At 39.0% G+C, this 25,443-nt stretch carries 17 protein-coding genes; 8 read left to right on the top strand and 9 right to left on the bottom strand.

Annotated elements, in window-relative coordinates:
- Positions 1-57: 57 nt before the first annotated feature.
- Both SKC36_RS07425 and SKC36_RS07420 read right to left on the bottom strand, forming a co-directional pair.
- Positions 58-1,833, bottom strand: coding sequence for a RagB/SusD family nutrient uptake outer membrane protein (locus SKC36_RS07425; protein WP_459453450.1), 1,776 nt, complete (start codon positions 1,831-1,833; stop codon positions 58-60).
- Positions 1,834-1,866: 33 nt separating this feature from the next.
- Positions 1,867-5,121 carry a SusC/RagA family TonB-linked outer membrane protein gene (locus SKC36_RS07420; RefSeq protein ID WP_459453451.1) on the bottom strand — a complete coding sequence of 1,085 codons (3,255 nt, stop codon included), beginning with the start codon at positions 5,119-5,121 and terminating at the stop codon, positions 1,867-1,869.
- 264 nt (positions 5,122-5,385) lie between these two features.
- Between SKC36_RS07420 and SKC36_RS07415 the strand changes: the two genes are divergently transcribed.
- A complete protein-coding gene (locus tag SKC36_RS07415) occupies positions 5,386-5,955 on the top strand; it encodes an adenylate kinase (RefSeq protein WP_459453452.1) in 570 nt (189 codons plus the stop codon).
- A 19-nt stretch (positions 5,956-5,974) separates the two neighbouring features.
- Positions 5,975-7,060, top strand: coding sequence for a GTPase ObgE (gene obgE / locus SKC36_RS07410; RefSeq protein ID WP_459453453.1), 1,086 nt, complete (start codon positions 5,975-5,977; stop codon positions 7,058-7,060).
- On the opposite strand, the gene SKC36_RS07405 is transcribed toward obgE, so the two are convergent.
- From SKC36_RS07405 to SKC36_RS07385, 5 genes are all read right to left on the bottom strand, one after another.
- A complete protein-coding gene (locus SKC36_RS07405) occupies positions 7,057-7,962 on the bottom strand; it encodes an SDR family oxidoreductase (RefSeq protein WP_459465454.1) in 906 nt (301 codons plus the stop codon). The genes obgE and SKC36_RS07405 overlap by 4 nt on opposite strands.
- A gap of 17 nt (positions 7,963-7,979) precedes the next feature.
- Entirely contained in the window at positions 7,980-8,906 is a 927-nt protein-coding gene (gene hemC, locus SKC36_RS07400; protein WP_459465452.1) for a hydroxymethylbilane synthase, read from the bottom strand.
- 2 nt (positions 8,907-8,908) lie between these two features.
- Positions 8,909-10,042, bottom strand: a complete 1,134-nt coding sequence (locus SKC36_RS07395; RefSeq protein ID WP_459465450.1) for a DNA polymerase III subunit — start codon at positions 10,040-10,042, stop codon at positions 8,909-8,911.
- A gap of 27 nt (positions 10,043-10,069) precedes the next feature.
- On the bottom strand, positions 10,070-11,206 hold the full coding sequence (locus SKC36_RS07390) for a putative sugar nucleotidyl transferase (protein ID WP_459465447.1): 1,137 nt from the start codon (positions 11,204-11,206) through the stop codon (positions 10,070-10,072).
- Between the two features lie 71 nt (positions 11,207-11,277).
- Positions 11,278-11,523, bottom strand: a complete 246-nt coding sequence (locus tag SKC36_RS07385) for a type B 50S ribosomal protein L31 (RefSeq protein ID WP_109323601.1) — start codon at positions 11,521-11,523, stop codon at positions 11,278-11,280.
- Between the two features lie 517 nt (positions 11,524-12,040).
- Here SKC36_RS07385 and SKC36_RS07380 point away from each other — a divergent pair.
- From SKC36_RS07380 to SKC36_RS07360, 5 genes are all read left to right on the top strand, one after another.
- Complete coding sequence (locus SKC36_RS07380) at positions 12,041-14,488, top strand: ribonucleoside-diphosphate reductase subunit alpha (RefSeq protein ID WP_459453458.1); 2,448 nt, start codon at positions 12,041-12,043, stop codon at positions 14,486-14,488.
- A gap of 91 nt (positions 14,489-14,579) precedes the next feature.
- Complete coding sequence (locus SKC36_RS07375) at positions 14,580-16,172, top strand: glycosyltransferase family 39 protein (RefSeq protein WP_459453460.1); 1,593 nt, start codon at positions 14,580-14,582, stop codon at positions 16,170-16,172.
- Positions 16,120-17,130 (top strand): glycosyltransferase family 2 protein, encoded by a 1,011-nt coding sequence (locus tag SKC36_RS07370; RefSeq protein ID WP_459465445.1) that lies wholly within the window; start codon positions 16,120-16,122, stop codon positions 17,128-17,130. Before SKC36_RS07375 ends, SKC36_RS07370 begins: the two co-directional genes overlap by 53 nt.
- 2 nt (positions 17,131-17,132) lie before the next feature.
- A complete protein-coding gene (locus tag SKC36_RS07365) occupies positions 17,133-17,801 on the top strand; it encodes a lysoplasmalogenase (RefSeq protein ID WP_459465443.1) in 669 nt (222 codons plus the stop codon).
- Positions 17,802-17,816: 15 nt separating this feature from the next.
- The gene (locus SKC36_RS07360; RefSeq protein ID WP_459465441.1) at positions 17,817-20,741 is read left to right on the top strand and encodes an FAD-binding and (Fe-S)-binding domain-containing protein; all 2,925 of its coding nucleotides are present in this window, start codon (positions 17,817-17,819) and stop codon (positions 20,739-20,741) included.
- Positions 20,742-20,750: 9 nt separating this feature from the next.
- On the opposite strand, the gene nagB is transcribed toward SKC36_RS07360, so the two are convergent.
- Both nagB and SKC36_RS07350 read right to left on the bottom strand, forming a co-directional pair.
- Entirely contained in the window at positions 20,751-22,652 is a 1,902-nt protein-coding gene (gene nagB, locus SKC36_RS07355; protein WP_459453464.1) for a glucosamine-6-phosphate deaminase, read from the bottom strand.
- 9 nt (positions 22,653-22,661) lie between these two features.
- Positions 22,662-22,868, bottom strand: a complete 207-nt coding sequence (locus SKC36_RS07350; RefSeq protein WP_459453465.1) for a helix-turn-helix transcriptional regulator — start codon at positions 22,866-22,868, stop codon at positions 22,662-22,664.
- Positions 22,869-23,066: 198 nt separating this feature from the next.
- On the opposite strand from SKC36_RS07350, the gene SKC36_RS07345 reads away from it, so the two are divergent.
- On the top strand, positions 23,067-25,442 hold the full coding sequence (locus tag SKC36_RS07345; protein WP_459465439.1) for a TonB-dependent receptor: 2,376 nt from the start codon (positions 23,067-23,069) through the stop codon (positions 25,440-25,442).
- Position 25,443: the final 1 nt, after the last annotated feature.

The raw sequence follows: 25,443 nt of genomic DNA, 5'->3' as shown, positions 1-25,443 counted from the left end.
TACAAAAAAAAGTCAGGACGGCTGTCCTGACTTTTTTAATTAACATGAAATAAACGACTAGTAGTTATTTTGTTTCAATGTTGGCTTTCCGTCTTTCTGTGAGTTTAAGATCTCATCATTTGGAAGAGGGAAATATTCGTTTTTACCAGTAGTAAATGATTTACCAGCTAAGTAACCTCTCTTGTTGTAGGTTCTTCCTGACATATCAGTACCGTTTTTAGCTTCTTCAGCCATGTACTTGTTCAAGTAAGGACCTGCAATTCCCCAACGAACTAAGTCGAAGAAACGGTGACCTTCCATGGCAAATTCTAAACGGCTTTCCATACGTACTGCGTTCAATGCATAATCTTTTCCTTTAGCAACGAATGTACCTGTTGGATAAGGATTAACAACATAATTCACAGTTGGATCTTGTACAGAACCATTTTTAGCACGGTTACGGATGATGTTAACGTAAGTTTCAGCACCACTTAAGTTACCTAATTCAGCCTCACACTCAGCTAACCAAAGGATAACAGACGACATCTTCAACAAACGGTAGTTGTTATTAACTGCACGCTTAGAAGTAGAGTGAGTTGAACTACCTTCGTCAGCTAAATAGTACATCCATTTTTTACCTGTATATGGACCAGAGTAGTTTTGGTCACGAATCCAAGGGAAACCTGGCATTACACCCCAATCTAAGAATTGAACACCACGACGACCCACTGTCCAGTCTAAACGAGGGTCAACAGGAATAGATTTATTCAAGTTGAATTCAATGGTAGATGAACGAATACCTTGATCGTTAGGAAGGTCAACCATGTTGTAAGTATCTGCTGTACCATCCGCTTTATCTCCAATTAATGGTAAACCATCAGAAGAAGTTTTGAATGCATTTACCAAGTTTTGAGATGGTAAATAGAATCCGCAACATCCACGACCTGGAGCATTAGCTGAATATGGCCAGTTTAGGTTATCACCTACATTACCGTTGTTACCAGTAGAACCGTCGTTTACAGAGAATTGAACTTCAAAGATTGACTCAATGTTGTTGTTCGTTGTATTTCTGTAGTTATCATGGTAGTTAGTAACTAACTTCTTGCCTGAGTTTTTGTAAACATCTTCTAACAATGTTTTAGCAGCAGCCCATTTCTTTTGGAAAATATATGCTTTAGCTAAATATGTCATGGCAGCCCATTTTGTAGCACGACCTTTTTGAGCTTGAACAGCTGGAAGGTTTTCCATAGCAAATTTGAAATCCGCCTCAATGTTTGGCCAAATGTCTTTATCATTTGGAATTTTAGTTGAGTTAGGATCATCACGCTTGTAGATAGTCTCGTCGATGTAAGGAACCATGTTCCACATCTTTTTACCTTCAAAGTGATAGTGACCACGTAAGAAACGAGCTTCCGCAACTACTTGAGTTCTTTCAGCATCAGTCATGTCTTTTACGTCAGTACTTTTTGCTAAAAGGATAGCCTCGTTTGCACGAGCAACACCATCGTATGTATGTTGCCATTTACCTAGGAAATAGGTATTATCTGACAACCAGTTAAATTGCTCAATGAAACTTTGTTCTGGCTGGTCACCAGCATCTGTTCCTTTAACGGCATCACCAGAAGTGATTCCACCAAATACGTAATTGGAGATAGTTGATTGACGACCTGTATTACCGGCACCAACTCCGTCTAATAATGAGTACGCTCCAATCAATAATGCATTCACTCCATTCTTGTTGCTCAAGGAGGTTAATGAAGCCGCTCCTTGTGGCTGAATGTCGAAGAAACTATCTGAGCAAGAAGTGCTCAGTCCGACGGTCGCTACTAATGCGAATATGATTAACTTTTTCATTTTTTTATGATTTATTTTCAAATAATATCTAGATTAAAATCCTACTCTTAAACCAACATTGTATGATTTAGCCACAGGGAATGCACCTTCATCAATACCCATGTGGATATCTTGGTTGTCATTACCTGAAGTTCTCAAGTTGATATCTGGATCTAGGCCTTTGTACTTACTAAATGTGAACAAGTTTTGACCTTGAACATACACTTGTAAAGAGCTTAACTTTAACTTCTTAGTAACACTAGAAGGTACAGTGTAAGTCAATTGGATGTTCTTGATACGAGTATAAGATCCATCTTCAACGAAGTAAGTAGAAATCTGCTGACTGAAAGTGTCATTTGAGTTTAAACGTGGCAATTGAGCTACGTCACCTTGCTTCTTCCAAGAGTTGTATAACATATCCTTAGAACGGTTTCCTTGGAATGTGTTGAAATCTGTCCAGTATTTCAAGTAGTTGAAAATTTCATTTCCTTGAACACCTTGAGCAAATACAGTCAAGTCAAAGTTTTTGTAACCTACGTTTAAGTTCAAACCATAAGTGAAGTCTGGGTGAGGGTTACCTATGATTGTTCTGTCATCAGCATTAATTTTACCGTCTCCATTTACATCTCTGAATTTGAATACACCCGCACGAGTATAACCAGGAATTTGAACAGCAGAAGCAGCTTCAGCATCATCCTTGATAACACCATCTACTACATATCCGAAGAAAGAAGCAATTGGCAAACCAGCTCTTGTTACTGAGATGGCAGGAAGACGTGTTGAGAATCCAAAGATAGAAGCTTTAGGATCATCGTTCAATTTCACTACGTTGTTTTTGTATTGGCTATATTGACCGGAGATCGAATATCTTACATCACCAATTTGGTTACGGTAAGTTACGTTGATATCAATACCTGTGTTGTTTACTTCACCAATGTTAACATAAGGAATAGAAGCAGTACCAGCAGTTCTTGGAATTGGCACTTGAGTTAACATATCTGAAGTAGTACGTGAGTACCAGTCAAAAGCAATATCCAATTTGTTGTTGAACAAACTACCATCAAAACCAATGTTAGTGGATGTATTTGTTTCCCAACGACCAAATGAGTTACCAAATTGAGCGATGTCGAAACCTGACGAGATTGAATTACTAGAACCTGAGATATCGTATGCGTTATTGTTAGGATCTGGAGTAAACAAAGTATATGCGTTGAATACGTTTGGAATTAACTGGTTACCAGTTTTACCCCAACCCGCACGTACTTTCAAGTCGTTGATGAAAGTTAAATCTTTCATGAAAGCCAATTCTGTCAAACGAGCACCCACTGAGAATGCAGGGAAAGTACCATATCGGTATGCCGAAGAGAAACGAGATGAACCGTCACGACGTAAAGTAAAGTCTGCCAATAAGAAGTCCTTATATGAGTAGTTTACCTTTCCGAATTGAGAGAACAATGCCGTTTGAGTTGCACCCGCTCCAGCATTCGATAAACCTGCTGCAGAACCATTATTCAAATAACGGTATGACAAATCATCAAAAGCAAAGTTTGAACGAGCGGCACTAAAACCAAATGCATAAGTTGATACAGCTTCAGTTCCTACCAATACGTTGAAGGTATGATCTCCAATCGTTTTGTTGTAGTTCAAGGTATTATACCAAGTAATGGCACGATCATAAGAATTAGAAACAGTTAAACTGTTAGCATTTCTAGCTTCAGCAGCTTCAATATCACGGTTAAAATATGCCGATTGGTTGAAGTTATTGTATTCAAAACCTAAACTTGTACGAGCTTTCAAATCTTTGATGATTTCATATTCTAAGAATACGTTACCAAAAATGTGGCTACCTTTTACTGGGTTGTCTTTTTCTCTCCACTGACGAGCAAATGGGTTAGGAGCATTACCTAAGTTAGAACCACGAGAACCTGCAAATCCATTCAAGTTAGATGAGTTCGTGCCTCCTAAGGCAACTGGTCCACCTGTGATATCGTAAACCGGAATGATTGGTTGGATACGAATAGCAAACATGATTGGGTTTGATTCGTTGTTGTTTCCTGAAGGAACACCTACTCTTTCATCATAAGAAACAGTAAAGTTCTCACCGAAAGTCAAGTTACCTTTTTTGAACTCAGTGTTTGCACGAACAGAGTAACGTTGGTAGCTAGTATATTTCATGATACCATCTTGGCTAAAATATGAACCAGAGATAGCATATTTACCATTTTTAGATCCGCCTGTAGCACCAATTTGATAATTAGAGATTTTAGCAGGTCCAAAAATAACTTTTTGCCAATCAGTACCTTCTTTATTTGCCTTGGTAATGTTCCAAGCTGTTTTACCTAAGTTTGGATCAGTAATATCGTTGGTGTAAGTATAGTTAGCTGGTAAAGCTCCATACACGTTTGGATAAATATAATCGGCAATTGTTTGTGTACCATCAGCACCAAAACGGTATTGAACAGATGGAGAAGTTCCAGCTGGCTTACCTGCACCGATTTCAGACTCATAGTAGTACTGACCTAATTCTTTCGTGTTCAATAAGTCCAATGTTTTACCAACATCTTGTGTACCAGTGTACATGTCAAAGTTGATTTTTGGCTCACCTTCACCACCACGTTTAGTTGTGATAATCACAACACCGTTTGCAGCACGAGCACCATAGATAGAAGCCGCAGAGGCATCTTTCAATACTTGCATGGACTCAATATCATTTGGGTTGATTTGGTTCAAAGTACCTTGCGTTGGAACGCCGTCAATAACATACAGTGGACTGTTATTATTGATGGATCCAAAACCACGTACACGCACCATCGTACCACCACCTGGAGAGTTATCATTACCTACAGTTACACCAGCCGCACGGCCTTGTAACATTTGGGTAACTGAAGCAGAAGGAACAGCCGTTAATTCTTTCGAACCAACTACTGCTACCGCACCAGTGATGTCTTTTTTACGTTGCGAGGCATAACCTGTCACAACGATTTCGCTTAATTGGCTAACATCTTCATCCAAAGAAACGCTGATGCTTGATCTGTTACCTACTGCAACAGTCTTTGCCACATAACCAACTGAACTAAATGTTAATTCAGCATTGGCTGTTTTTACATTAATGGAGAATGCTCCATTACCATCGGTTGTAGTTCCGGTGGTTGTACCTTTAACTAAGACGGATACTCCTGGAATACCGTCGCCTTTAGCGTCCTGTACAGTACCAGATACTTTTCGGTCCTGACCCCAAGCTACCCAAGAAAGGGATAGCATTAAAGCCATTAAGAAGACCACTCTGCTTACGTAGAAATTTGTTTTCATTTAGTATAAGATTTGAGTGAAAATTTGATTTTGTCGATAAAAAATGTTCTTTTATCTACTCAATCGCCTGCAAGTTAGCCTTTTCAGCCTAAAGTATTGCACATAAGCGTAAAAAAATTACACTTATTTAATATACCTTTCTTACTATCAGCAACTTAGGCTAACAAGGTATATTTTAGATAAAGGTGGTTTTATCCTTTGGCATTGATTACCTTTGTTCTTCTATTTTTAATCTTGTTTAACAGTCAACCATTTTCATACTTTATGTTAAATCTTGTACTATTTGGGCCTCCAGGGGCTGGAAAAGGAACGCAATCAGCTAAATTGATTGATAAATATGGTTTAATCCATTTATCTACAGGAGATTTGTTGCGTGCCGAAATTACGGCAGGGACCACCTTAGGTCTAGAAGCTAAGAAATTAATGGATCAAGGTATTCTTGTTCCTGATTCAGTAGTTATTGGGATGATTGAGAATAAATTGAATGAAAATAAAGGTGCTTCTGGATTTATTTTTGATGGTTTTCCTAGAACTGTAGCCCAAGCTGAGGCATTGGATACGCTATTAGCGGGTCATCAGCTTTCCATTAAACACATGATTTCCTTGGAAGTAAATCAGGAGGAGTTAACCCAGCGTTTATTAGAACGCGGCAAAACTTCAGGAAGACCTGACGATCAAAACGAAGACTTAATTCGTAAGCGAGTACAAGAATATGGAGAAAAGACAGCTCCAGTAGCAGGATACTATGCCTCCCAAGGAAAATTCCAAGGAATCAATGGTATCGGCGAAATTGAAGAAATATTTGGACAAATTGTCCGCATCATTGAAGGTTAATAGCCTGGTATAATACCTTATGACATCCAATTTTATAGATTACGTCAAGATAAATGTCCGCTCTGGTAGAGGAGGGTTCGGATCTTCCCATTTCCGCCGTGAAAAACACGTGCCTAAAGGTGGACCCGATGGTGGTGATGGCGGTCGAGGAGGACATATCTATTTGGTTGGGAATTCTCAACTCTGGACTTTACTTCATTTAAAATACCAAAAACACATCATTGCCGATAATGGTAAAGGTGGCGAAGGAGGTAGAAGATCAGGTGCTGAAGGTGAAGATATTTATATCGAAGTTCCTTTGGGAACCATCGTCAAAGATGCAGAAAGCAATGAGTTTTTAGCGGAGGTTACCGAAGAAGGTCAAAAGATATTATTGCTCCCAGGTGGAAGAGGGGGTATGGGGAATACCCACTTTAAATCTTCCACCAATCAATCTCCTCGACATGCTCAACCGGGTGAAGAAGGGCAAGATCGATGGGTTATCATGGAGTTAAAAGTATTAGCTGATGTAGGCTTAGTAGGTTTCCCAAATGCAGGGAAATCCACACTGCTTTCCGTGCTTTCTGCTGCCAAGCCTGAAATTGCTGATTATCCTTTCACCACCTTGGTACCTCATTTAGGTGTGGTGGCCTATCGTGATTATAAATCTTTTGTAGTAGCAGATATTCCAGGAATTATTGAAGGGGCTTCCGAAGGAAAAGGTTTAGGTCTTCGCTTTTTACGTCACATTGAACGGAACTCCATTCTTTGTTTTTTGATTCCGTCGGATGCCAAAGATTGGGGAAAAGAATACGAAATTCTTTTAGGAGAACTAGAGAAATTTAATCCTGAATTATTACAGAAACAACGTGTATTAGTGGTTTCTAAAATGGATATTTCTATTCCAGAAATGCAAGAAGAAATTCGAGCTAGCCTTCCATCAGATTTACCGGTAGTGTTCATCTCTTCTATTACTCAAGAAGGTATACAAGAATTAAAAGATGTACTTTGGAAAACCTTACAAGAAGAAAATGCCAAATTTCAAGCAGATACCTTATTAGCTAAATCTTCCGAGGAAGAAGCCACTACTTATACAGATGAAGAAGTTTCATCTTCTGAGGACTAAGTACGTATTTGTTCTGCAACCAAAGCAATTCCCTCATCGAAACTCCTAGGCTGATACCCTAGGATTTTTTTTGCCTTTTCTAAAATAAAACCGGTTCGCGGTGGTCGCTTGGCAGCTTGTTGGAAAGTAGAGGAATCAGCCTTTTTGATTAATTCCAATGGCAATGAAAAGAAATTGGCCGTTTTGATGGCCATTTCATAAGGTGTTAAAAAATCTGAACCCGAAATATTAAAAATTCCTTCTGCTTCTTTTTGTGCAATCAACCAGCAGCCAATGGCCAAATCCTCGGCTAGGGTAGGTGTACGGAATTGATCGGTTACGACTTGAATGGTTTTACCTTCCTCCAAAGATTTTTTTACCCATAAAATAATATTCGTGCGGCTCATATCTTGAACAATGCCAAATACAAGCACAGTTCTGGCGATGGCCCAACGAATTGAAGAAGATTGAAGTAATTTTTCTGCAGCTAATTTACTCTCTCCATAAATGGAAATAGGATTTGGTTGAGCCTCCTCATCATAGGGGCCATTTGCTCCATCAAAAATGAAATCCGTGGATAAATGACACATAAAAGTGCCCTGCGCCTCACAAGCTTGTATTAAATACCTAACGGCAGTCACATTCAGTAATTCGCAACCAGCAGGGTCAACTTCACAAGTATCCACATTGGTCATGGCTGCTGTATGAATCAATACATCTGGTCGATAGGTCTGAAAAACATCCATTACTTCGCTTTCTTGCGTTATATCCAAGGATACGTAAGTATACCCTGTAGTAGACGCAAGTCGATTTGGCCCCTTGGCAGTTGCTAATAAGTCAACATCCGACTGCTTGATGAGCAATTGGACTAACTTTTGACCTAATAAGCCATTGGAACCAGTAATTAATATTCTTTTTTTCATGCGAAATTTCAACAAGATTATGGATTTAACTCCGCCCTAATAGCTTGAAGGATTTTTCTAGCACCCGAATTTACCAAATCTCCTGCTAATTGTTCACCTAAAATTTGAGGATTCGTTCCAATTTGGGTGAATTCCAATTTTTCTTGTCCATTTAAACTTAATACGCCAGCCGTCAAGGCTATATTCTCTCCTGTGGCGATGGCATGTCCATATACAGGAACGCTGCATCCGCCTTCAAGTTGATACAATAAACTTCGCTCTGCCAATAAACAGGTCTCAGTGGTAGTATGGTTACAAGCCAACCTAATTTGTTCTTTTAGGCTAGGATCTAAATGGATAGAACATTGAATCGCTACAGAACCTTGGCCAACCGCTGGAACAAATTGGCCAATGGATAAATGCTCCGTGATGTAAGCACCCATATCCATGCGATGAACCCCAGCATAGGCCAGTAACATGGCATCACAAGTTCCTTGCTTTAGTTTTTCAAGGCGCGTTTGAAGGTTGCCGCGCATTTCTACCAATTCATGTTGAGGGTAAAAATGTTGTAGAAAGGCCCTTCTCCTAGTAGAGGAGGTTCCTATACGTAATTTTTTGGGGCTTTGTAATTGCAGACTAGCGTCTAAACTAAGTACCACATCATGAGCTGCCTCCCTCTCCGTAAATGCGATTAATTCTAAATCTTCGGGTAAATGGGAAGGTAAATCTTTGGCGGAATGTTGAGCGATATCAATTTCGCCCTCACGCAGCATGGTTTCCAATTCTTCCGTGAAAACACCTTTGGAGCCTATTTTGGAAAGGGATCGGTCCAGCACTTGATCTCCTATCGTACTTATTGCCCTGAGTTCATAGCTAAAGCCTACTTTTTCCAACAGATGGCCAATGTGATTCGCTTGCCAAAGCGCTAATGCTGAATTTCTAGTTCCTATTCTTATATGTTGCATGACTAGGCGTTTTTGGGTGCATGATAAATGCGGACAAATTGTAAGGATAAATCCAAATGAACCATTTTTGCTCTGGCGTTCCTTTCCAAATGGTAATGTACATCAGAGACCTTGTTGGACATCTTTTCTATTTTCTCTTGGCTTAAAGTTTTTGAAAAATTATCAATGAATTTTTTTTCTTTTTCCAATGATTTAATCAGTTCTGGAGTTCCAGAAATTTGATATAAACACTGCCTTAAAATATGCAATCCATATTCCAAAAGGCCTTTTTGCTCTTCTTTGGCAAAACCATCAAACTGCTCTGCCAGAATAACCAACTTACTTAAATTTTTTGAATAGATGGCTCTCATCCATTCCGCAAACCAGGTGGATGTACTTAAATTTTCTGTTTTGGATTTTTCCAGAGCCCAAGAAATATTCCCTTCTGAGCTTTGGGCCAATTGCAGGGCATTTTCAGGATCAATGGCCGATTGTTCAACTAAAAAATCGGCCAAAGCTTGCTCCTCCACCATCGGGATTTTAATACGTTGCGTTCTAGAAAGTATGGTGGCCAATAGTTTCTGAGGCTCTGAACATACTAATAGGAATAAGGTGGTAGAAGGTGGTTCCTCTAAGGTTTTTAATAAGGCATTGCCCGATGAAGCATTTAAAGATTCAGGGTTCCATAAAATCACCACCTTGAAAGGAGCTTCAAAAGGCTTGAGACTTATTTTAGGGATTAATTTACGCGTTTCCTCCACAGGGAAATTTCCTTGTTTATTTCCCTCAACTCCTAAAAATCCCAACCATTCCGGTAATGTACGGTAGCAGGATTCTGCAATGAAATTTCTCCATTCAGGTAAAAATAAGTCTGATTCAGGCTCTTTAAATTTTTTAGTTACTATGGTTGGGAAAAGAAAAACCAAGTCGGGGTGAACGGCTCTTTTCATTTTTTGGCAACTTGCACAAACGCCACAGGCATCATCTCCTTGTTTGTTGGTGCAGAATAAATACGTAGTAAATGCCAGGGCCATGGCTAATTGTGGACCACCATAGGGGCCGTGAAACAATTGAGCATGGGCAATGTGCTGATTTTGCACGGCTGAACTCAAAGTTTTTTTGATTTCAGATAAGCCTGGAATATCCTTAAAAAGCATGCCTTTGGAAATGAGTAAACGAAAAGGCTAAGTTCGGAAAGAAGCCTCCTCTTTCCAAATTTCTTCCATCACCGCGGCGAGATTTTCCGGAATGGTTTGATGTTTTAAATGTATCCATTGTTGAGCCACTTCCCTGGCCTTTTCCATTTTATAGGTATGAATATTGGGGTATTCTCCCCAAGTAAAGGATGGGATGAATTTCGGTAAAAAGCTTTGGCTACTGATGTTACAATGGCAACCAATCATGCTACCTGTATTGAACTTACTATGGATTCCTGTTGTGACAAAATCGCCCATGATGAGGCCTAGGGCCGACAATCCTGTATTTCTGTGTGACGATGTTGGGTAATCAAAAATTGAAACAGGCTTTAAATCATTTTTTATATTGGAATTACTGGTGAGAGCTCCCAAGTTGCTGTGGGATCCAATCACAGAACTTCCTATATATCCTTCATGGGCTTTGTTACTATAAGGAAAGAAAATGGAGTGGTTGATTTCTCCTCCTACTTTGCAACCAGGGCCAATGGTGGTATTTGGTCTTATTTTGGCTCCTAGGTTACTAGTTGCCCCTTTTAAAATGGCTGCAGGTCCTTGAATGATCGTCCCCATTTGTAGATTAACATCTTCACCGATATAAATAGGCCCCGAGCTGGCATCTATCATGCATCCCTTAAGTTGGGCGCTGGCATGAATGAAACAATTCTCAGGAGATAGAATGATATTACCTAAAGACTGGTATTTTTCAATATCAAAAGGCGCAGGTTCTATTTCTTGGACAAGGCTCAGCTGTTGATGCAGCAATAAATCCTCTGGATGCTGTATCCAACGCGCTTTTCCAGAATATTCGATGGATTTGCGGGAGGATGAGGGGGCAAAATCATTTTTGGCGCTTGAACTAGTAAAGGCTAAAACCTGTTGACCTTGAACCAGCTGGACATTATCGGGTAATTGCGAAATAGCTTCAGCTATTTGATTATCAGGCAGTAGTGAACCGAGAATGGTCACATGGGTGGCTGATGTAGATGATAGCTGATTAAATTTGCCCCATTTATCTTGTATGGCGCTTGTTCCAAGCCATAATTGATGGAGGGGGCGGTAATAACTTAATGGCCGCATGGATTGCACCAAGAGAGGGTCATTAAAGAAGTTGATGTTTTCCAACATGCGACAAAAATACAATAAAAAAGCCTCCAAGAAATAAGTTCGAGGAGGCCAAGGTAATGATTTTGTTTGGATTAGTTTTTCTGAGCGTAACGCTTGTTGAATTTATCCACACGACCTGTAGTATCCAATAACACGTTTTTACCTGTGTAAAAAGGGTGTGATTGAGATGAAACCTCAATTTTAAATACAGGATAAGTAGCTCCTTCGAATTCTGTTGTTTCAGTTGTATTAACGCAAGAACGAGTCAAAAACTTGTAATCTGCTGATAAATCGTGAAATACAACTTCTTTGTATTCCGGATGAATGTCTTTTTTCATGTTGGGTAGTATAATGACGATTCCCTGCCGTCTCGTTATTTTGTAAATGGATCTGTGGGATGTAGTTCCATCAATTTGGGATGCAAAATTACAGATTTAATAAGTAAATCCAAAAAAATGCGTAACAATTTTTTAGGTGTTTTGCCAATATTTTGAGGCTTAAAAAAATCTTAAAAAATATTTTCTGGTACTTTTCAAAGACGCAAATGTCGTAACGAATTGACATTAGGTTAATTGAATGTTGCATTTCAAATAAGCCTATTTTTTTATTTTTTTTTGATGAAAAAATAGTTTGCAAGCGGGGTTCTTTTTTTCTAATTTTACGTAGTGCCCAACCCCCCAAGGAGTATGCAATCCTTGGATGAAGTTAAAGCTTACAAACAAAACCGCCAACCGTTTTTCAAGTCATAAAAACTTGAATATTTTAGATGAGAAATTTTCTAGAGCGGGAATCTTTTGTGCTTTAAAAGGGTTGTAAGCTGAATTATTGAGACGCTAATTTTCTAATATATAAAGTATGTACGTAATTAAAAGAGACGGTCGACGCGAATCTGTCAAGTTCGATAAAATCACAGCAAGAATTGAGAAGCTTTGCTACAGCTTGGATCCATTTTTTGTTCAACCCCTAGAGGTTGCTAGAAAAGTGATTACAGGGCTTTACGACGGTGTTAAGACCACCGAGTTGGATAATCTAGCGGCTGAGACAGCGGCTTCATTAACCACCAAGCACCCAGACTATGCTGTGCTGGCAGCCCGCATCGCGATCTCTAACTTACACAAGAACACATTGAAGTCGTTTTCGGCTACGATGAAACGCTTGTATACGTATGTTGATCCTAAAACTGGTCAAAATGCAGCCCTTCTTTCTAAGGAAATCTATGATATCATTAAGAAGAATGCCGTCGAGCTAGATGAAGCTATCATCTATGACCGTGATTTTGGTTATGATTATTTTGGATTCAAAACATTAGAGAAATCCTATCTTTTAAAATTAGAGGGACAAATCGCTGAACGTCCTCAACACATGTTGATGCGTGTGGCGGTAGGTATTCATGGAGCAGATATCGCTGCAGCTATTGATACCTATAATTTATTATCGGAGCGTTGGTTCACACATGCCACACCAACCCTATTCAATGCAGGTACTCCTAAGCCTCAGATGTCATCTTGCTTCTTATTGACTATGCAAGATGATTCCATCGAAGGTATTTATGATACATTGAAACAAACGGCTAAGATATCTCAATCTGCCGGTGGTATTGGTTTGAGCATTCACAATATTCGTGCTACGGGTTCCTACATCAAAGGTACCAACGGTACTTCCAATGGTATCATCCCGATGTTGCGTGTATTCAACGATACCGCACGTTATGTAGATCAAGGAGGAGGAAAACGTAAAGGTTCATTTGCTGTGTACTTAGAGCCATGGCATGCTGATGTATTTGATTTCTTAGAATTAAAGAAAAATCACGGTAAAGAGGAGATGCGTGCTAGGGATTTATTCTATGCACTATGGATTCCAGATTTATTCATGAAGCGTGTGGAAGAAAATGCCGAATGGTCATTGTTCTGCCCTCATGAGTGTCCAGGTCTTTCAGATGCTTACGGTGAGGAGTTCGAGGCATTGTATGAAAAATATGAATTAGCAGGCAAAGCCCGTCAAGTGGTAAAAGCACAAGAATTGTGGTTTAAAGTATTAGAATCACAAACAGAGACTGGTACACCTTATATGTTGTACAAAGACCATGCCAACAAAAAATCGAACCAAAAGAATTTAGGTACCATTAAGTCGTCCAACTTATGTACTGAAATCATGGAGTATACTTCCAAAGACGAAGTAGCTGTATGTAACTTGGCTTCATTGGCATTGCCTAAGTACGTGCGCATGAACGAGCAAGGTATCTTGGCATTTGATCACGACAAATTATACGAAGTAACCAAAGCGGCTACCCGTAATTTGAATAAGATTATTGATGTTAACTATTATCCAGTTCCAGAAGCAAGAAATTCTAACTTGCGCCATCGTCCAATAGGATTAGGAGTACAAGGATTGGCTGACGTTTTCATCATGTTGCGTATGCCATTTGAGTCAGAAGCAGCGAAGCAATTAAATAAAGATATTTTTGAGACCATTTACTACGCATCCATGGAAGCATCTATGGAACTAGCGAAAGTAGAAGGACCATATTCTACTTGGGAAGGTTCACCTATTTCGAAAGGTATTTTCCAATTCGATATGTGGGGTGTAACTCCAGAATCAGGTCGTTGGGACTGGGAAACACTTCGTCGTCTAGTTGTAGAAAACGGAGTACGTAATTCCTTGTTAGTGGCTCCAATGCCAACGGCATCTACTAGCCAGATCTTAGGTAATAATGAGTGTTTTGAACCATATACTTCCAATATTTACGCACGTCGTGTGTTGTCAGGTGAGTTTGCGGTTGTTAACAAGCACTTATTAAAGGATTTAATCAAATTAGGATTGTGGAATGAGAGCATGAAGAACAAGCTAATCTCAGCGAATGGCTCCGTTCAAAATATCCCAGAAATTCCTCAAGACCTGAAAGATCTTTATAAAACGGTTTGGGAGATTAAGCAAAAAACCATTTTAGAAATGGCTGCAGATCGTGGAGCTTATATCTGTCAATCACAAAGTTTGAACATCCACATCCAAGATGTCAACTTTGGTAAATTAACATCCATGCACTTCCACGCTTGGAAGCTAGGTTTGAAAACGGGTATGTATTACTTGCGTACCAAAGCCGCTGCAGATGCCATTAAATTTACCATTGAAAAACAAGCAGAGGTGGCTATTGAACAGACGAATAACGTGCATGAATCTGAAATGCAATATGCCAGACAGCAAGCCGCATCCGCTGCTTCATTCACTGAGGCAGAGTCGCAAAACAGAGCCGATATGACATGTTCTTTAGATAATCCTGAAGCTTGTGAGGCCTGTGGTTCTTAATCAAAAGCTGTTATTCAGTTTCAAAATGTGTTTAAAAATCACTTGATGGCAACATCAAGTGATTTTTATGTTTTCTAGCTAAGTGAGTTGAATGAAAAATAAAGGTCTGTTTGTGTTGAGTTTTTTTGCTCTCATGCTCCTTGCATTGGGACTAAGAACTTACCATATTGGCCACTTTGGTTTATTTGGTGATGAAAAACAAAGTCTGCTGCTAGCCGTAGGGAATACCAATTTTGGTGGCATGACAGATCAGCTTGCCCCTCCAAATACATTTACTCCGGAAGATTTTTGGAAGTCCAGAGGAATCAAGGCCTGGTTAGATGCAGATGCCCGAGGGGATGTCAGCGGCAATAGCCTAGTGCATGATATGATGTTAAAGCTTTTTGCCTTTTTATTTGGCAAAGAGGATGGCGTATTGCGAGCCGTGTCGGTCTTTTTTAACATTTTAACTCTTTGGCTCCTTTTTTATTGGGCTAGAAAAATTCGTCCTCAATCTCAAATCTTCCCCATCATCATTTTGGCCCTTGCGGTCATTGAGCCATTTTTTGTCATTTATAGCCAGCAAGCTAGAAATTATACCACCAGTATCTTCTTTACTACCGCTTCCAATTTTTATTTCTGGTCAGCTATGCAAGCTGAAAATCAGCATAAAAATTCCAACAGGAACTGGATGATGTGGATGATAAGTAGTGTGGCTGCTTTATTTAGTACCTATTTAACGGCCTTGGTGTTTATTGGACAATTAATCTTTTCATTGCAACAAAGAAATACTTGGAAGTTTTGGCAAAAGCACATCCTTTGGGGCATAGTGGTCTTGATACCTTTCGGATTATGGATGCTAATAGGTCCTGGACAATATTTTTTGGCCTATCAAGCAGATGCTGCTCGACAATACAGAGAATTCTTAGCACAAAGCGGCCCGATTGTCGGATGGATAGAACCAGCTAATGCCATCAATTTATTTAAAAAATCGGTTTCGATTTTATCTGATCAGTTTTTATGGACGAATGATTTATATGTTCGTCACGGATTCAAAATAGGAGCTATCTGTTTGCTGTTATTTGGCGCAGGTGTCATCTCATGGTTGAAAAGTTTAAGTAAAGAGGCTAGATCCTTTTATATTTTTGGAATCATACAGACTGTATTTCCCATCATTGTCTTGATTCTTTCAGCTATCAATGCAGGAACTACTACAGGGTTCTTCCTTCGATACGCCAGCTTTGGTTTACCTTTCGGGATCTTTATTTCTGTTGGTTTGGCGGAATATGCCTTTCAGCAAACCATTTGGATTAAAATCGTGACGAGCATCTTTTTATTCATTCAGGTAAATTACTTAGTTCAAATATTTTTACCGCTCTATTCCGATAAAGCTCAAAAATACACCTTTGCACATGACCGAAGATCAAATCCTTACCCTGAAATAGCTCAAAAAATCAAGGAACAATATCAGCTTGGTGATACGGTGATTTATCCTTCTAAAATGAATAATTTTTTGAATTCAGCCCACCTTCAAGTTCGTAGTGCTGATGTAAGTGATGCCCAACTAACCAATGTGTACTTTGAGCCTAGTGATTTATACGTTCAGAAAATAGATACCTTAATTCAAGATTCCGTTCTTTTAAAGAAAAAAAATGGCAGAAGATTGCTTATTTTTGATTTCAAAAAAGGGAAATATAGATATTAGACGCATGACAAATGGAATTCCCCAGGTTTCCTTCGTGATTCCAGTTTATAACGAAGAAAGTAATTTACCTACCCTTGTGGAGCGGTTGACGAAGATAATGGATCAATCTAACATAAGTTTAGAAGCTGTATTGATTGATGATGGAAGTCGAGATAATTCTCGAGCCATGTTAAAACAATTAGCTCTAGCTGATCCTCGTTTCCATGTAGTTTTGCTTTCGCGTAATCATGGTCACCAATTAGCACTTACCGCAGGTTTATCTGTAGCTCGTGGTTCGGAAGGTGTTTTCGTATTGGATGGTGATTTACAAGATCCGCCGGAATTATTGGAAGAATTTTATACCAAACATTTAGAGGGCTATGAAGTGGTTTATGCCGTTCGTGAAAAGAGAAAAGAGCCTTGGTATAAACGCATGGCTTATTTTATCTTTTATCGAATATTAAAGAAAATTGCCAATGTGGACATTCCGCTAGATAGTGGAGATTTCTCATTTATAGGAAGAAAGGTCGTAGATATTTTAAACCAAATGCCCGAGGAGAGTCGGTTTATTCGTGGAATGAGAACCTGGATTGGGTTTAAACAAGTGGGCATCTCTTACAATCGACAAGAGCGCGCTTTTGGGGATTCCAAATATACCTTCTCTAAATTAGTCCAATTGGCCTTGAACGGGATTTTTAATTTTAGTGAATTTCCTATCAAATTTGTATCCTCAGCGGGTTTTATGGCCATAGCTTCATCTTTGATTTATTTCTTTTATGTAGTGATCAAGAAGTTATTTATAGGTCAAGTAATTGAAGGATTTACTTCTTTATTGTTCGTTATCATCCTATTTGGGGGAATTCAGTTATTGGCCATAGGGATATTGGGGGAATACATTCTTCGTATATTTTTTCAATCGAAAAATCGTCCCAATTTTATCATTGACCAAGAAATTTGTGAAGGTAAATTTTTGAAATAAGCATGATGAAAGGGCCCAGGTTGTTCTTGTTATTATATGGAATTGCCGCCTTCTTGGATGTCATGGTTCCTATGCTCATTCCTTCATTTTCTGATATCAGATACCTCGCCAAACCTGCCCTCATGCTATTATTGATGGCCTTTGTCTTTTTTTCTAAGGATGTAGAACGCAAGCCCACCTTACTATCAGCTTTATTTTTTGCTTGGTTAGGCGATGTTTTTTTGATGATTCCCGGAAGTAACCCGATTTTCTTTCAATTAGGCTTAGGTAGTTTCTTGGTCATGCAGTGGATTTACATTGACATGTTTCGAAAACAAATTAATAAGGTCTTAAGTCCTGTCAATGGAATGACGGTGATACTCAGTATGTATGTTCTGGGTTTATTAAGCCTTCTTTTGCCCAATATGAATTTGGCATTGGCTATTCCTGTTGTTATCTATGCCATTAGTTTAGGAACCATGCTATGGTTCGCATCTCAAAGGAAGTCGAGCGTATCCCTTTGGAACTATCAAACCATATTTTTAGGAGCTATTCTTTTCGTTCTTTCTGATAGTTTATTGGCAATAAATAAGTTTTATCATTCATTTTCTGGTAATTCTTTTTGGGTGATGTCGACTTATATCTCGGCTCAATTGTTACTCACGCAAGGTTTGGTTAAATTGCGTTCCTAATTAGATTTTGATTTCATGCTTTCTACTGTTGAAACAATACCCATCTTAGCTGAATTAGCTGAGAAAATTCAAGGATCATTATTTACCGATACAGTGATGCGTACTTTGTATGCAACGGATGCATCGGCCTATCGTGAAATGCCTTTGGGAGTTGCCATTCCAGAAACGCCTAAGGATTTAGAAACCATCATTCGTTTTGCGGACCAGCATGCCTTACCATTAATACCAAGAACGGCGGGGACATCACTAGCTGGACAAGTGGTAGGTAAGGCTTTGATTGTGGATGTTTCCAAGTTTTTTAATCGAATATTGGAAGTCAATGAACAGGAATCTTATGTTTGGGTAGAGCCAGGTGTAGTTCGGGATGTGTTGAATGTAGAATTGAAAAAGCATGGCTTGTTTTTTGGACCGGAGACTTCCACGGCCAATCGAGCTATGATAGGAGGCATGGTAGGAAATAACTCCTGCGGTTCAAATTCGGTGGTTTATGGTTCTACCCGTGATCATGTTTTGGAGGTTGAAGGATATTTGTCAGACGGAACCCTCGTTAATTTCAGTGCTGAAAATCCTTTTGAGACCTTGAAAGGCTTGAAAGAAGGAACACGTTTACATCATATCTATTCCCAAACCTTAGCGGCATTATCAGATCCTAAAATACAGCAGGAAATTCAAGATGAATTTCCTAAACCAAGTATTCACCGTAGAAATACGGGTTATGCGGTCGATATGTTATTGAATTCGGAAGCATTTGATTCCCAGAAAGCGCCTTTTAATTTTTGTGCCTTGCTTGCTGGTTCAGAGGGGACACTTTGCTTTGCGACCAAAATTAAATTGCATGTTGATAAACTGCCTCCTAAGCATTTGGGCTTGGTTTGTGCTCATTTTAATACCATAGACGAAGCATTACGTGCTAATTTAATTGCGCTAAAATTTAATCCTTCCGCCTCCGAGCTGATGGATCATTATATTTTGGAATGTACCAAAGCCAATCCCGAACAAAGGCAAAATCGTTTTTTTGTGGAAGGGGATCCTGGGGCTATTTTAGTGGTAGAGCTACGTTCGGATGACCCGAATGAATTGGCTACTCAAGCTAAAGAAGTGGAAAAAGCGATGCTGGCTGAGAATTTAGGCTATCATTTTCCATTCATCACAGGGGATCAGGTGAAAAATGTTTGGAATTTGCGAAAAGCTGGTTTGGGTTTACTATCAAATTTACCCGGAGATGAAAAGGCTGTGGCAGTCATTGAAGATACGGCAGTGGATGTCAATGATTTACCTGCATTTATTGCTGAGTTTAATGAAATTCTTTCGGCCAATAACCTTTATTGCGTGCATTATGCTCACGCTGGCTCGGGTGAATTGCACTTAAGGCCAATCATTAATTTAAAGACAAAAGAGGGACATCAGATGTTCCGACATATTGCAGAAGAAATTGCTAGATTAGTAAAAAAATACAAAGGTTCATTGTCTGGTGAACATGGAGATGGCCGCTTGAGGGGAGAGTTTATTCCTTGGATGGTAGGGGAGTCCAATTACCAATTGATGCGCAGTTTGAAATCTTGGTGGGATCCTAAAGGGATTTTTAATCCCAATAAGATTGTGGATACGCCTCCCATGGATAGTTTTTTACGCTATGATGCTGGGCAAATTACTCCTGAATTTAAAACTGCGTTTCGTTATCAAGATCAGGATGTTTTGCAGCATGCTGAGCAATGCAATGGCTCTGGGGATTGTCGAAAAACACCTGTTTCTGGTGGAACTATGTGTCCATCATTTATGGCAACTCGAAATGAGAAAGAAACAACCAGGGCAAGAGCCAATATACTTCGTGAGTTTTTGACTCGCTCTACTCAAGAGAATCGATTTGCTCATGAGGAGATCAAAGAGGTGATGGATTTATGCCTAGCTTGTAAAGGCTGTAAGTCAGAATGTCCGTCCAATGTGGATGTAGCCAAATTGAAAATGGAGTTTTTATATCAATACCAAAAAGAAAAAGGTTTACCTCTTCGCAGTTGGTTGGTTGGTCATTTCTCGAGTATCTCTACTATAGCCTCAAAAATTCCTTTTGCCTATAACTTGGTGATGGGTACCCCATTTTTACGTCGAATGGCTAATCAACTCGTGGGCTTCCATCCGAATCGAACTATGCCATTATTGGCGAACCAGACATTGAGAGCTTGGTTGAAAAATAGGAAAAGTATCACTTCCTCAAAAGCAGTATTTCTGTTTGTGGATGAATTCACCAATTTCAATGATGCTGAAGTAGGCAGAAAGGCGGTACTTTTATTAGAAGCCTTGGGATATGAGGTTCGTACCTTAGCGCATCCTATTTCTGGACGGTCATTTTTGTCCAAAGGAATGTTGGATGAAGCTAAAGAATTAGCACAAAAAAACGTAGAATTATGGAGTGATTTGGTGAGCCAAGACGTACCATTGGTGGGTATTGAGCCTTCAGCTTTATTGACTTTTAGAGATGAATATCCTGATTTAGTGTCAGATGCTTGGGTAGATCGTGCAAAATCATTAGCCAAAAATACCTTATTGTTGGAGGAATTTATCGCGAGAGAATTAGATGCTAAGCGAATATCTCCGAATCAATTTACACAGGAAAAACGTTTGATTAAATTACACGGGCACTGTCAGCAGAAATCCATCAGCTCTTTAGTCCCAGCTAAGAAAGCATTGTCACTACCTATAAACTATGAAGTTCAATTAATTCCATCCGGCTGCTGTGGTATGGCTGGATCTTTTGGATATGAAAAAGAACATTATGATTTGTCGATGCAAATAGGAGAGTTAGTCCTATTCCCGACTGTTCGGGCACAGGGCCCCGAGGTGATGATTGCCGCTTCTGGAACGAGTTGTCGGCACCAGATTCACGACGGTACACAACGCGAAGCGAAGCATACCGCCGAAATCTTGTTTGATGCGTTGGTTTAGAGGTTTATTTTAAAATCTCCAGCGAACGAAGGCTTCCATGGCTTCGTATTCGGCTAGGCCTAGTTTATTGTAAATGCTGGCTGTTCCACGGTTACGTTCTTCAGCTCTTTGCCAAAATTCACGTGAGTCGTCTCCTTGAAATACCACCCCATCTTTTTGTGATTGGTGTTTGAAGATACCCATGCGTTTTTGAAATACCTGGTCTGGCGACATCGGTACTGCCATTTCAATCTGGTCAATATCCCACTCCGCCCAAGCACCTTTATATAACCATACCCAGCAATTTTTCATGTATTCACGATGCTTTAATCGCTGAACAGCTTCCAAAATGGCATCCAAACACACTTTATGTGTTCCATGTGGATCGGCTAAATCTCCTGCTGCATAAATTTGATGAGGTTGAATTTCTTCAATCAAATTCATGATAATTTGAATATCTGCTTCTCCAATAGGGTTTTTACGTACTGTCCCTGTTTCATAAAAAGGCATTTCGAGAAAATGGGTATTTTCTTTTTTAATACCTACGAATCGGCAAGTGTTTTTAGCTTCCCCTTTACGAATTAAACCTTTGATTTCGCGAACGGATGGGATATCAATTTCAGAATCCCGTTTACTTTTCAAAAACTTAACGGCTTCTTTATAAATTTTATTTGCCTTCGGGGTTGAGCTTTCGAATTTTTCATTGAAATCAACAACAAATTCAGCAAAACGAAGTGCTTCATCGTCTGCTACAGCTATATTTCCTGTGGTTTGATAAGCCACATGCACATCATGTCCTTGGTCATGCAAACGCTGGAAGGTACCTCCCATGGAAATAATGTCATCATCAGGGTGTGGACTAAAAATAATGACCTTCTTTTTGGCAGGAAATGCTCTTTCCGGACGGTGCGTATCGTCGGCATTGGGTTTTCCTCCTGGCCAACCCGTTATGGTATGTTGTAAGTAATTGAATACCTCGATATTGATGTCATAGGCTTGACCATAGAGAGACAAAAGCTCAGAAAGTCCATGTTCATTATAATCCTTACTAGTTAGTTTTAATACAGGTTTATCTAGTTGTAGGGCTAAATGAGTAACGGCTTTTTTGATCATTTTTCGATCCCAATTTACCGAATCTACAACCCAGGGCGTTTTAATGCGAGTTAAAGCCGCGGCGGCTGTTTCATCTAAAATGAAGGTCGCATTATTATGCTGTTGCAAATAAGAGGCCGGTATATCGGAAGTAACAGGACCCTCTACGGCACGAGCAACACTTTCTGCCTTATGTTCACCCCAGGCTAATAAAATCACACGCTTGGCATGCATGATTTTATCTATACCCATGGTAATGGCTTTTTTATGCACTTTCTCTAAGCCTCCAAAATCAATAGCAGCATCAATTTTAGTGCTTATGTCTAAAGTCATTAAACGCGTTTTGGAATTGATTAAAGAACCAGGTTCATTAAAACCAATGTGCCCATTTCGACCGATTCCCAATAATTGAAAATCTAAACCACCTAGTTTTTCAATTTTATCATCATAATCCCTACAAAATTCAGGTATTTTTTCAATGGATAAAGTGCCATCTGGGATGTTGATATTATTTAATGGGATGTCGACATGATCAAACAATTGTTCTCTCATAAATCGAACATAACTTTGAATGGCATCTGGCTGCATTGGATAATATTCATCCAAGTTAAAGCTAATGACATTTTTAAAGCTTAATCCTTCCTCCTTGTGCATTCGGATTAATTCCTGATACACTTTTTTGGGTGAAGAACCAGTAGCTAATCCTAAGACGGCTGGTTTCTTTTCTTTTGCTCTCTCACGAATCAAAGCCGCAATTTCTTGGGCAACGGCTTTAGAAGCCTTTTCTGAATCGGAATAAATGCGGGTGGGTACCCTCTCAAAACTAATGGCCTGTTCCATGGTAAAAATTTAAGGTTTAGAGGCTATGACAATTAAATCTAGTCCCAGTATATCAAATAATCTAAGAATGGTTTTAATGGCGGGATTTCCTTTTCCTAATTCAATGGAATGAATGGTTTTGATGGCAACACCACTTTTTTCACTCAATTCATCTTGATTAAGTCGAAGTGCACTTCTTTTTTCTCGGATGATTTCCCCAAAAATTTTCAAGTCCATCTCTTTTTCTCTCGATTGTGCTGTAAATGTACTACATAATTTTAAAATAAAAACAAATCGGTAATATGTTACTGATTTGTTTTTAAAATATTCGAACTGATAATTTATTTAGATTATCAGTTTTTGAAACTTTATTATGGTTTTGTGGGTTTATCTTTGCATCAACTGTCGTATTCAAGTGTTCAATAATCTAATTCAATGAAATTTAGACATCTATTAATTACCATATTTAGTCTGTTTTGCAGTACTATTTATGCCCAAAAAGCTACTTTAAGCGGATATATCAAAGATAGTTCAAACGGTGAAGGACTAATTGGAGCCAATGTTTACGTGAAGGAACTTAAAGTAGGAAATCAAAGTAATACCTATGGTTTTTACAGTTTAACGCTAGCTCCAGGAGAGTATACATTGGTTTTTTCTTACACTGGCTACGAAAGGGTGGAGAAAAAAATTCTTTTCTCTAATCAAAACCAGCAGTTTTCCATTGAATTAAAACCAGCCGATAGTGAATTAGCGGAAGTTCGGGTTTCGGCCAAAGCGGTAGACGAAAACGTGAAGAGTATAGAAATGTCTGTCAACAAAATTGATATAAAGACCATTAAAAGAATTCCTGCCTTATTGGGTGAAGTGGATTTAGTTAGAGCCATTCAATTATTACCGGGTGTTAGTACGGTAGGAGAAGGGGCTTCAGGTTTTAATGTTCGAGGGGGTGGGGTTGATCAAAATTTGGTTTTAATGGACGATGCACCTGTTTACAATTCATCGCACCTTTTTGGATTCTTTTCTGTCTTTAATCCTGACGCTGTCAAGGATGTCAAATTATTCAAAGGTGGTATACCTGCACAATATGGGGGGCGCGTTTCTTCCATTTTGGACGTCAAAATGAAAGAAGGTAATACCAAGAAATTAGAAGTGAATGGTGGTATAGGGGTTATTTTTTCCAGACTTTCCATAGAAGCTCCACTAATTAAGGATAAAGCTTCCTTTATTGTAGCTGCGCGCAGGTCATACATAGATATTTTGGCTAAGCCATTCCTTACCGGTAATAATGCCGATGCTCAATTTAATTTTTATGATTTAACAGCCAAGGTTAATTATAACATCAACTCAAAAAATACCGTCTTTTTATCGGGTTATTTCGGAAGGGATGTTTTCGGAACAGGCTTCGGATTTAATTGGGGGAATGGGACATTGTCTGCCAGATGGAATCACGTTTTTTCTAATAAGCTTTTTTTAAATGCGACCAGCTTCTACAGTAATTATGATTATTTATTAGATTCAGACTTAAAGAATAAGCGTCCCAATGATTCCTTTCGTTGGACTTCCAATATTGTTAATCTAAGTTTTAAACCGGATTTTACTTATTATATCTCTCCAGATAATACACTTACTTTTGGTGGTCAAATTCTTTCTTATGAATTTAAGCCTGGGCAGGCGGTAGCATCCTCCATTGGAGAGAAAAGGGAATTTGGGCAAGCTAACAAAAGGGGATTAGAAACATCTTTTTATGTAGGAAATGAATTGAAGTTTTCTCCTAAATTTTCTGCTCAATATGGTTTAAGGTATTCACATTATGATTATCAAAGTTTAGATGGTGAATATTATAATCGTATAGCTGTTCCCATGTCTGCCCAAAATCCTTCAGGATATGTTTTGCAGATCAATAAAGTAAATCCGGAACAGGTGATTGCCTCTTATGGTAATTTTGAACCCCGAATGGCCTTGAATTGGACATTGAATGAAGCAGCGTCCATAAAAGCTAGCTATAACCGTTTGTCGCAATATGTTCACTTAATGTCCAATACTGCTGCTTCTACGCCTTTGGATGTTTGGACAAGTTCAACGAATAATATCAAACCCCAAATTGCGGATCAGGTAGCTTTAGGATTTTTTAAGAACTACGGAGAAAGTGGAAATGATTACGAAGCATCTGTAGAGGTATATTACAAGAAAATGCAAAATCAAATCGATTACGCTGACAGAGCTAATTTATTTTTGAATCCTTATTTTGAAAAAGATTTATTATTTGGTGAAGGTAGAGCTTATGGATTGGAGTTTTTTGTGAAAAAGAACGTCGGAAAACTGACAGGTTGGATGAGTTATACCTTAGCTAGAACAGAAAGAAAGATTGATGGTATAAATAACGATGAATGGTATACCAGTCGATATGATCGTACTCATACCTTAAATTTGATAGGGCAATATGCCTTGAGTGATAAATGGTCCTTTGGGGCAAATTTTGCTTATATAACTGGTGTTCCATATTCCATTCCAGTTCAAAAATATATATATGAGGGCATAGCCTATCCACAGACTTTACCCGGTACCCGTGGAAATATCCGAGTTCCAGATTATCATCGTTTAGATATTTCTGCTACCAAGAAAAATAAAAAGGGCTTATTCGGAAAAGGAACTTCTGAATGGGTATTCTCGGTCTATAACTTATATAATCGCAAGAATCCTTTTTCTGTTTATACCCGTCCTAATGAAACAAATGTAGCTCAAACAGAGGCGGTTCAATTATCCATTATTGGTTCATTCGTTCCAGCGGTAACTTATAACTTCTCGTTCTAAT

The sequence above is a fragment of the Aquirufa sp. OSTEICH-129A genome (assembly GCF_054558355.1).
Note: the sequence above shows the minus strand (reverse complement) of the source record. Positions and strands in the feature narration are given on the sequence as shown.

Excerpts from the sequence above, each read along its gene's own strand:
- obgE (WP_459453453.1), top strand. The coding sequence starts at position 5,975 with ATGACATCCAATTTTATAGATTACGTCAAGATAAATGTCCGCTCTGGT.
- SKC36_RS07365 (WP_459465443.1), top strand. The coding sequence starts at position 17,133 with ATGATGAAAGGGCCCAGGTTGTTCTTGTTATTATATGGAATTGCCGCC.
- nagB (WP_459453464.1), bottom strand. The coding sequence starts at position 22,652 with ATGGAACAGGCCATTAGTTTTGAGAGGGTACCCACCCGCATTTATTCC.
- SKC36_RS07380 (WP_459453458.1), top strand. The coding sequence starts at position 12,041 with ATGTACGTAATTAAAAGAGACGGTCGACGCGAATCTGTCAAGTTCGAT.
- SKC36_RS07420 (WP_459453451.1), bottom strand. The coding sequence starts at position 5,121 with ATGAAAACAAATTTCTACGTAAGCAGAGTGGTCTTCTTAATGGCTTTA.
- SKC36_RS07390 (WP_459465447.1), bottom strand. The coding sequence starts at position 11,206 with ATGTTGGAAAACATCAACTTCTTTAATGACCCTCTCTTGGTGCAATCC.
- SKC36_RS07425 (WP_459453450.1), bottom strand. The coding sequence starts at position 1,833 with ATGAAAAAGTTAATCATATTCGCATTAGTAGCGACCGTCGGACTGAGC.
- SKC36_RS07405 (WP_459465454.1), bottom strand. The coding sequence starts at position 7,962 with ATGAAAAAAAGAATATTAATTACTGGTTCCAATGGCTTATTAGGTCAA.
- hemC (WP_459465452.1), bottom strand. The coding sequence starts at position 8,906 with ATGCAACATATAAGAATAGGAACTAGAAATTCAGCATTAGCGCTTTGG.
- SKC36_RS07345 (WP_459465439.1), top strand. The coding sequence starts at position 23,067 with ATGAAATTTAGACATCTATTAATTACCATATTTAGTCTGTTTTGCAGT.
- SKC36_RS07415 (WP_459453452.1), top strand. The coding sequence starts at position 5,386 with ATGTTAAATCTTGTACTATTTGGGCCTCCAGGGGCTGGAAAAGGAACG.
- SKC36_RS07360 (WP_459465441.1), top strand. The coding sequence starts at position 17,817 with ATGCTTTCTACTGTTGAAACAATACCCATCTTAGCTGAATTAGCTGAG.
- SKC36_RS07385 (WP_109323601.1), bottom strand. The coding sequence starts at position 11,523 with ATGAAAAAAGACATTCATCCGGAATACAAAGAAGTTGTATTTCACGAT.
- SKC36_RS07375 (WP_459453460.1), top strand. The coding sequence starts at position 14,580 with ATGAAAAATAAAGGTCTGTTTGTGTTGAGTTTTTTTGCTCTCATGCTC.
- SKC36_RS07370 (WP_459465445.1), top strand. The coding sequence starts at position 16,120 with ATGGCAGAAGATTGCTTATTTTTGATTTCAAAAAAGGGAAATATAGAT.
- SKC36_RS07350 (WP_459453465.1), bottom strand. The coding sequence starts at position 22,868 with ATGGACTTGAAAATTTTTGGGGAAATCATCCGAGAAAAAAGAAGTGCA.
- SKC36_RS07395 (WP_459465450.1), bottom strand. The coding sequence starts at position 10,042 with ATGCTTTTTAAGGATATTCCAGGCTTATCTGAAATCAAAAAAACTTTG.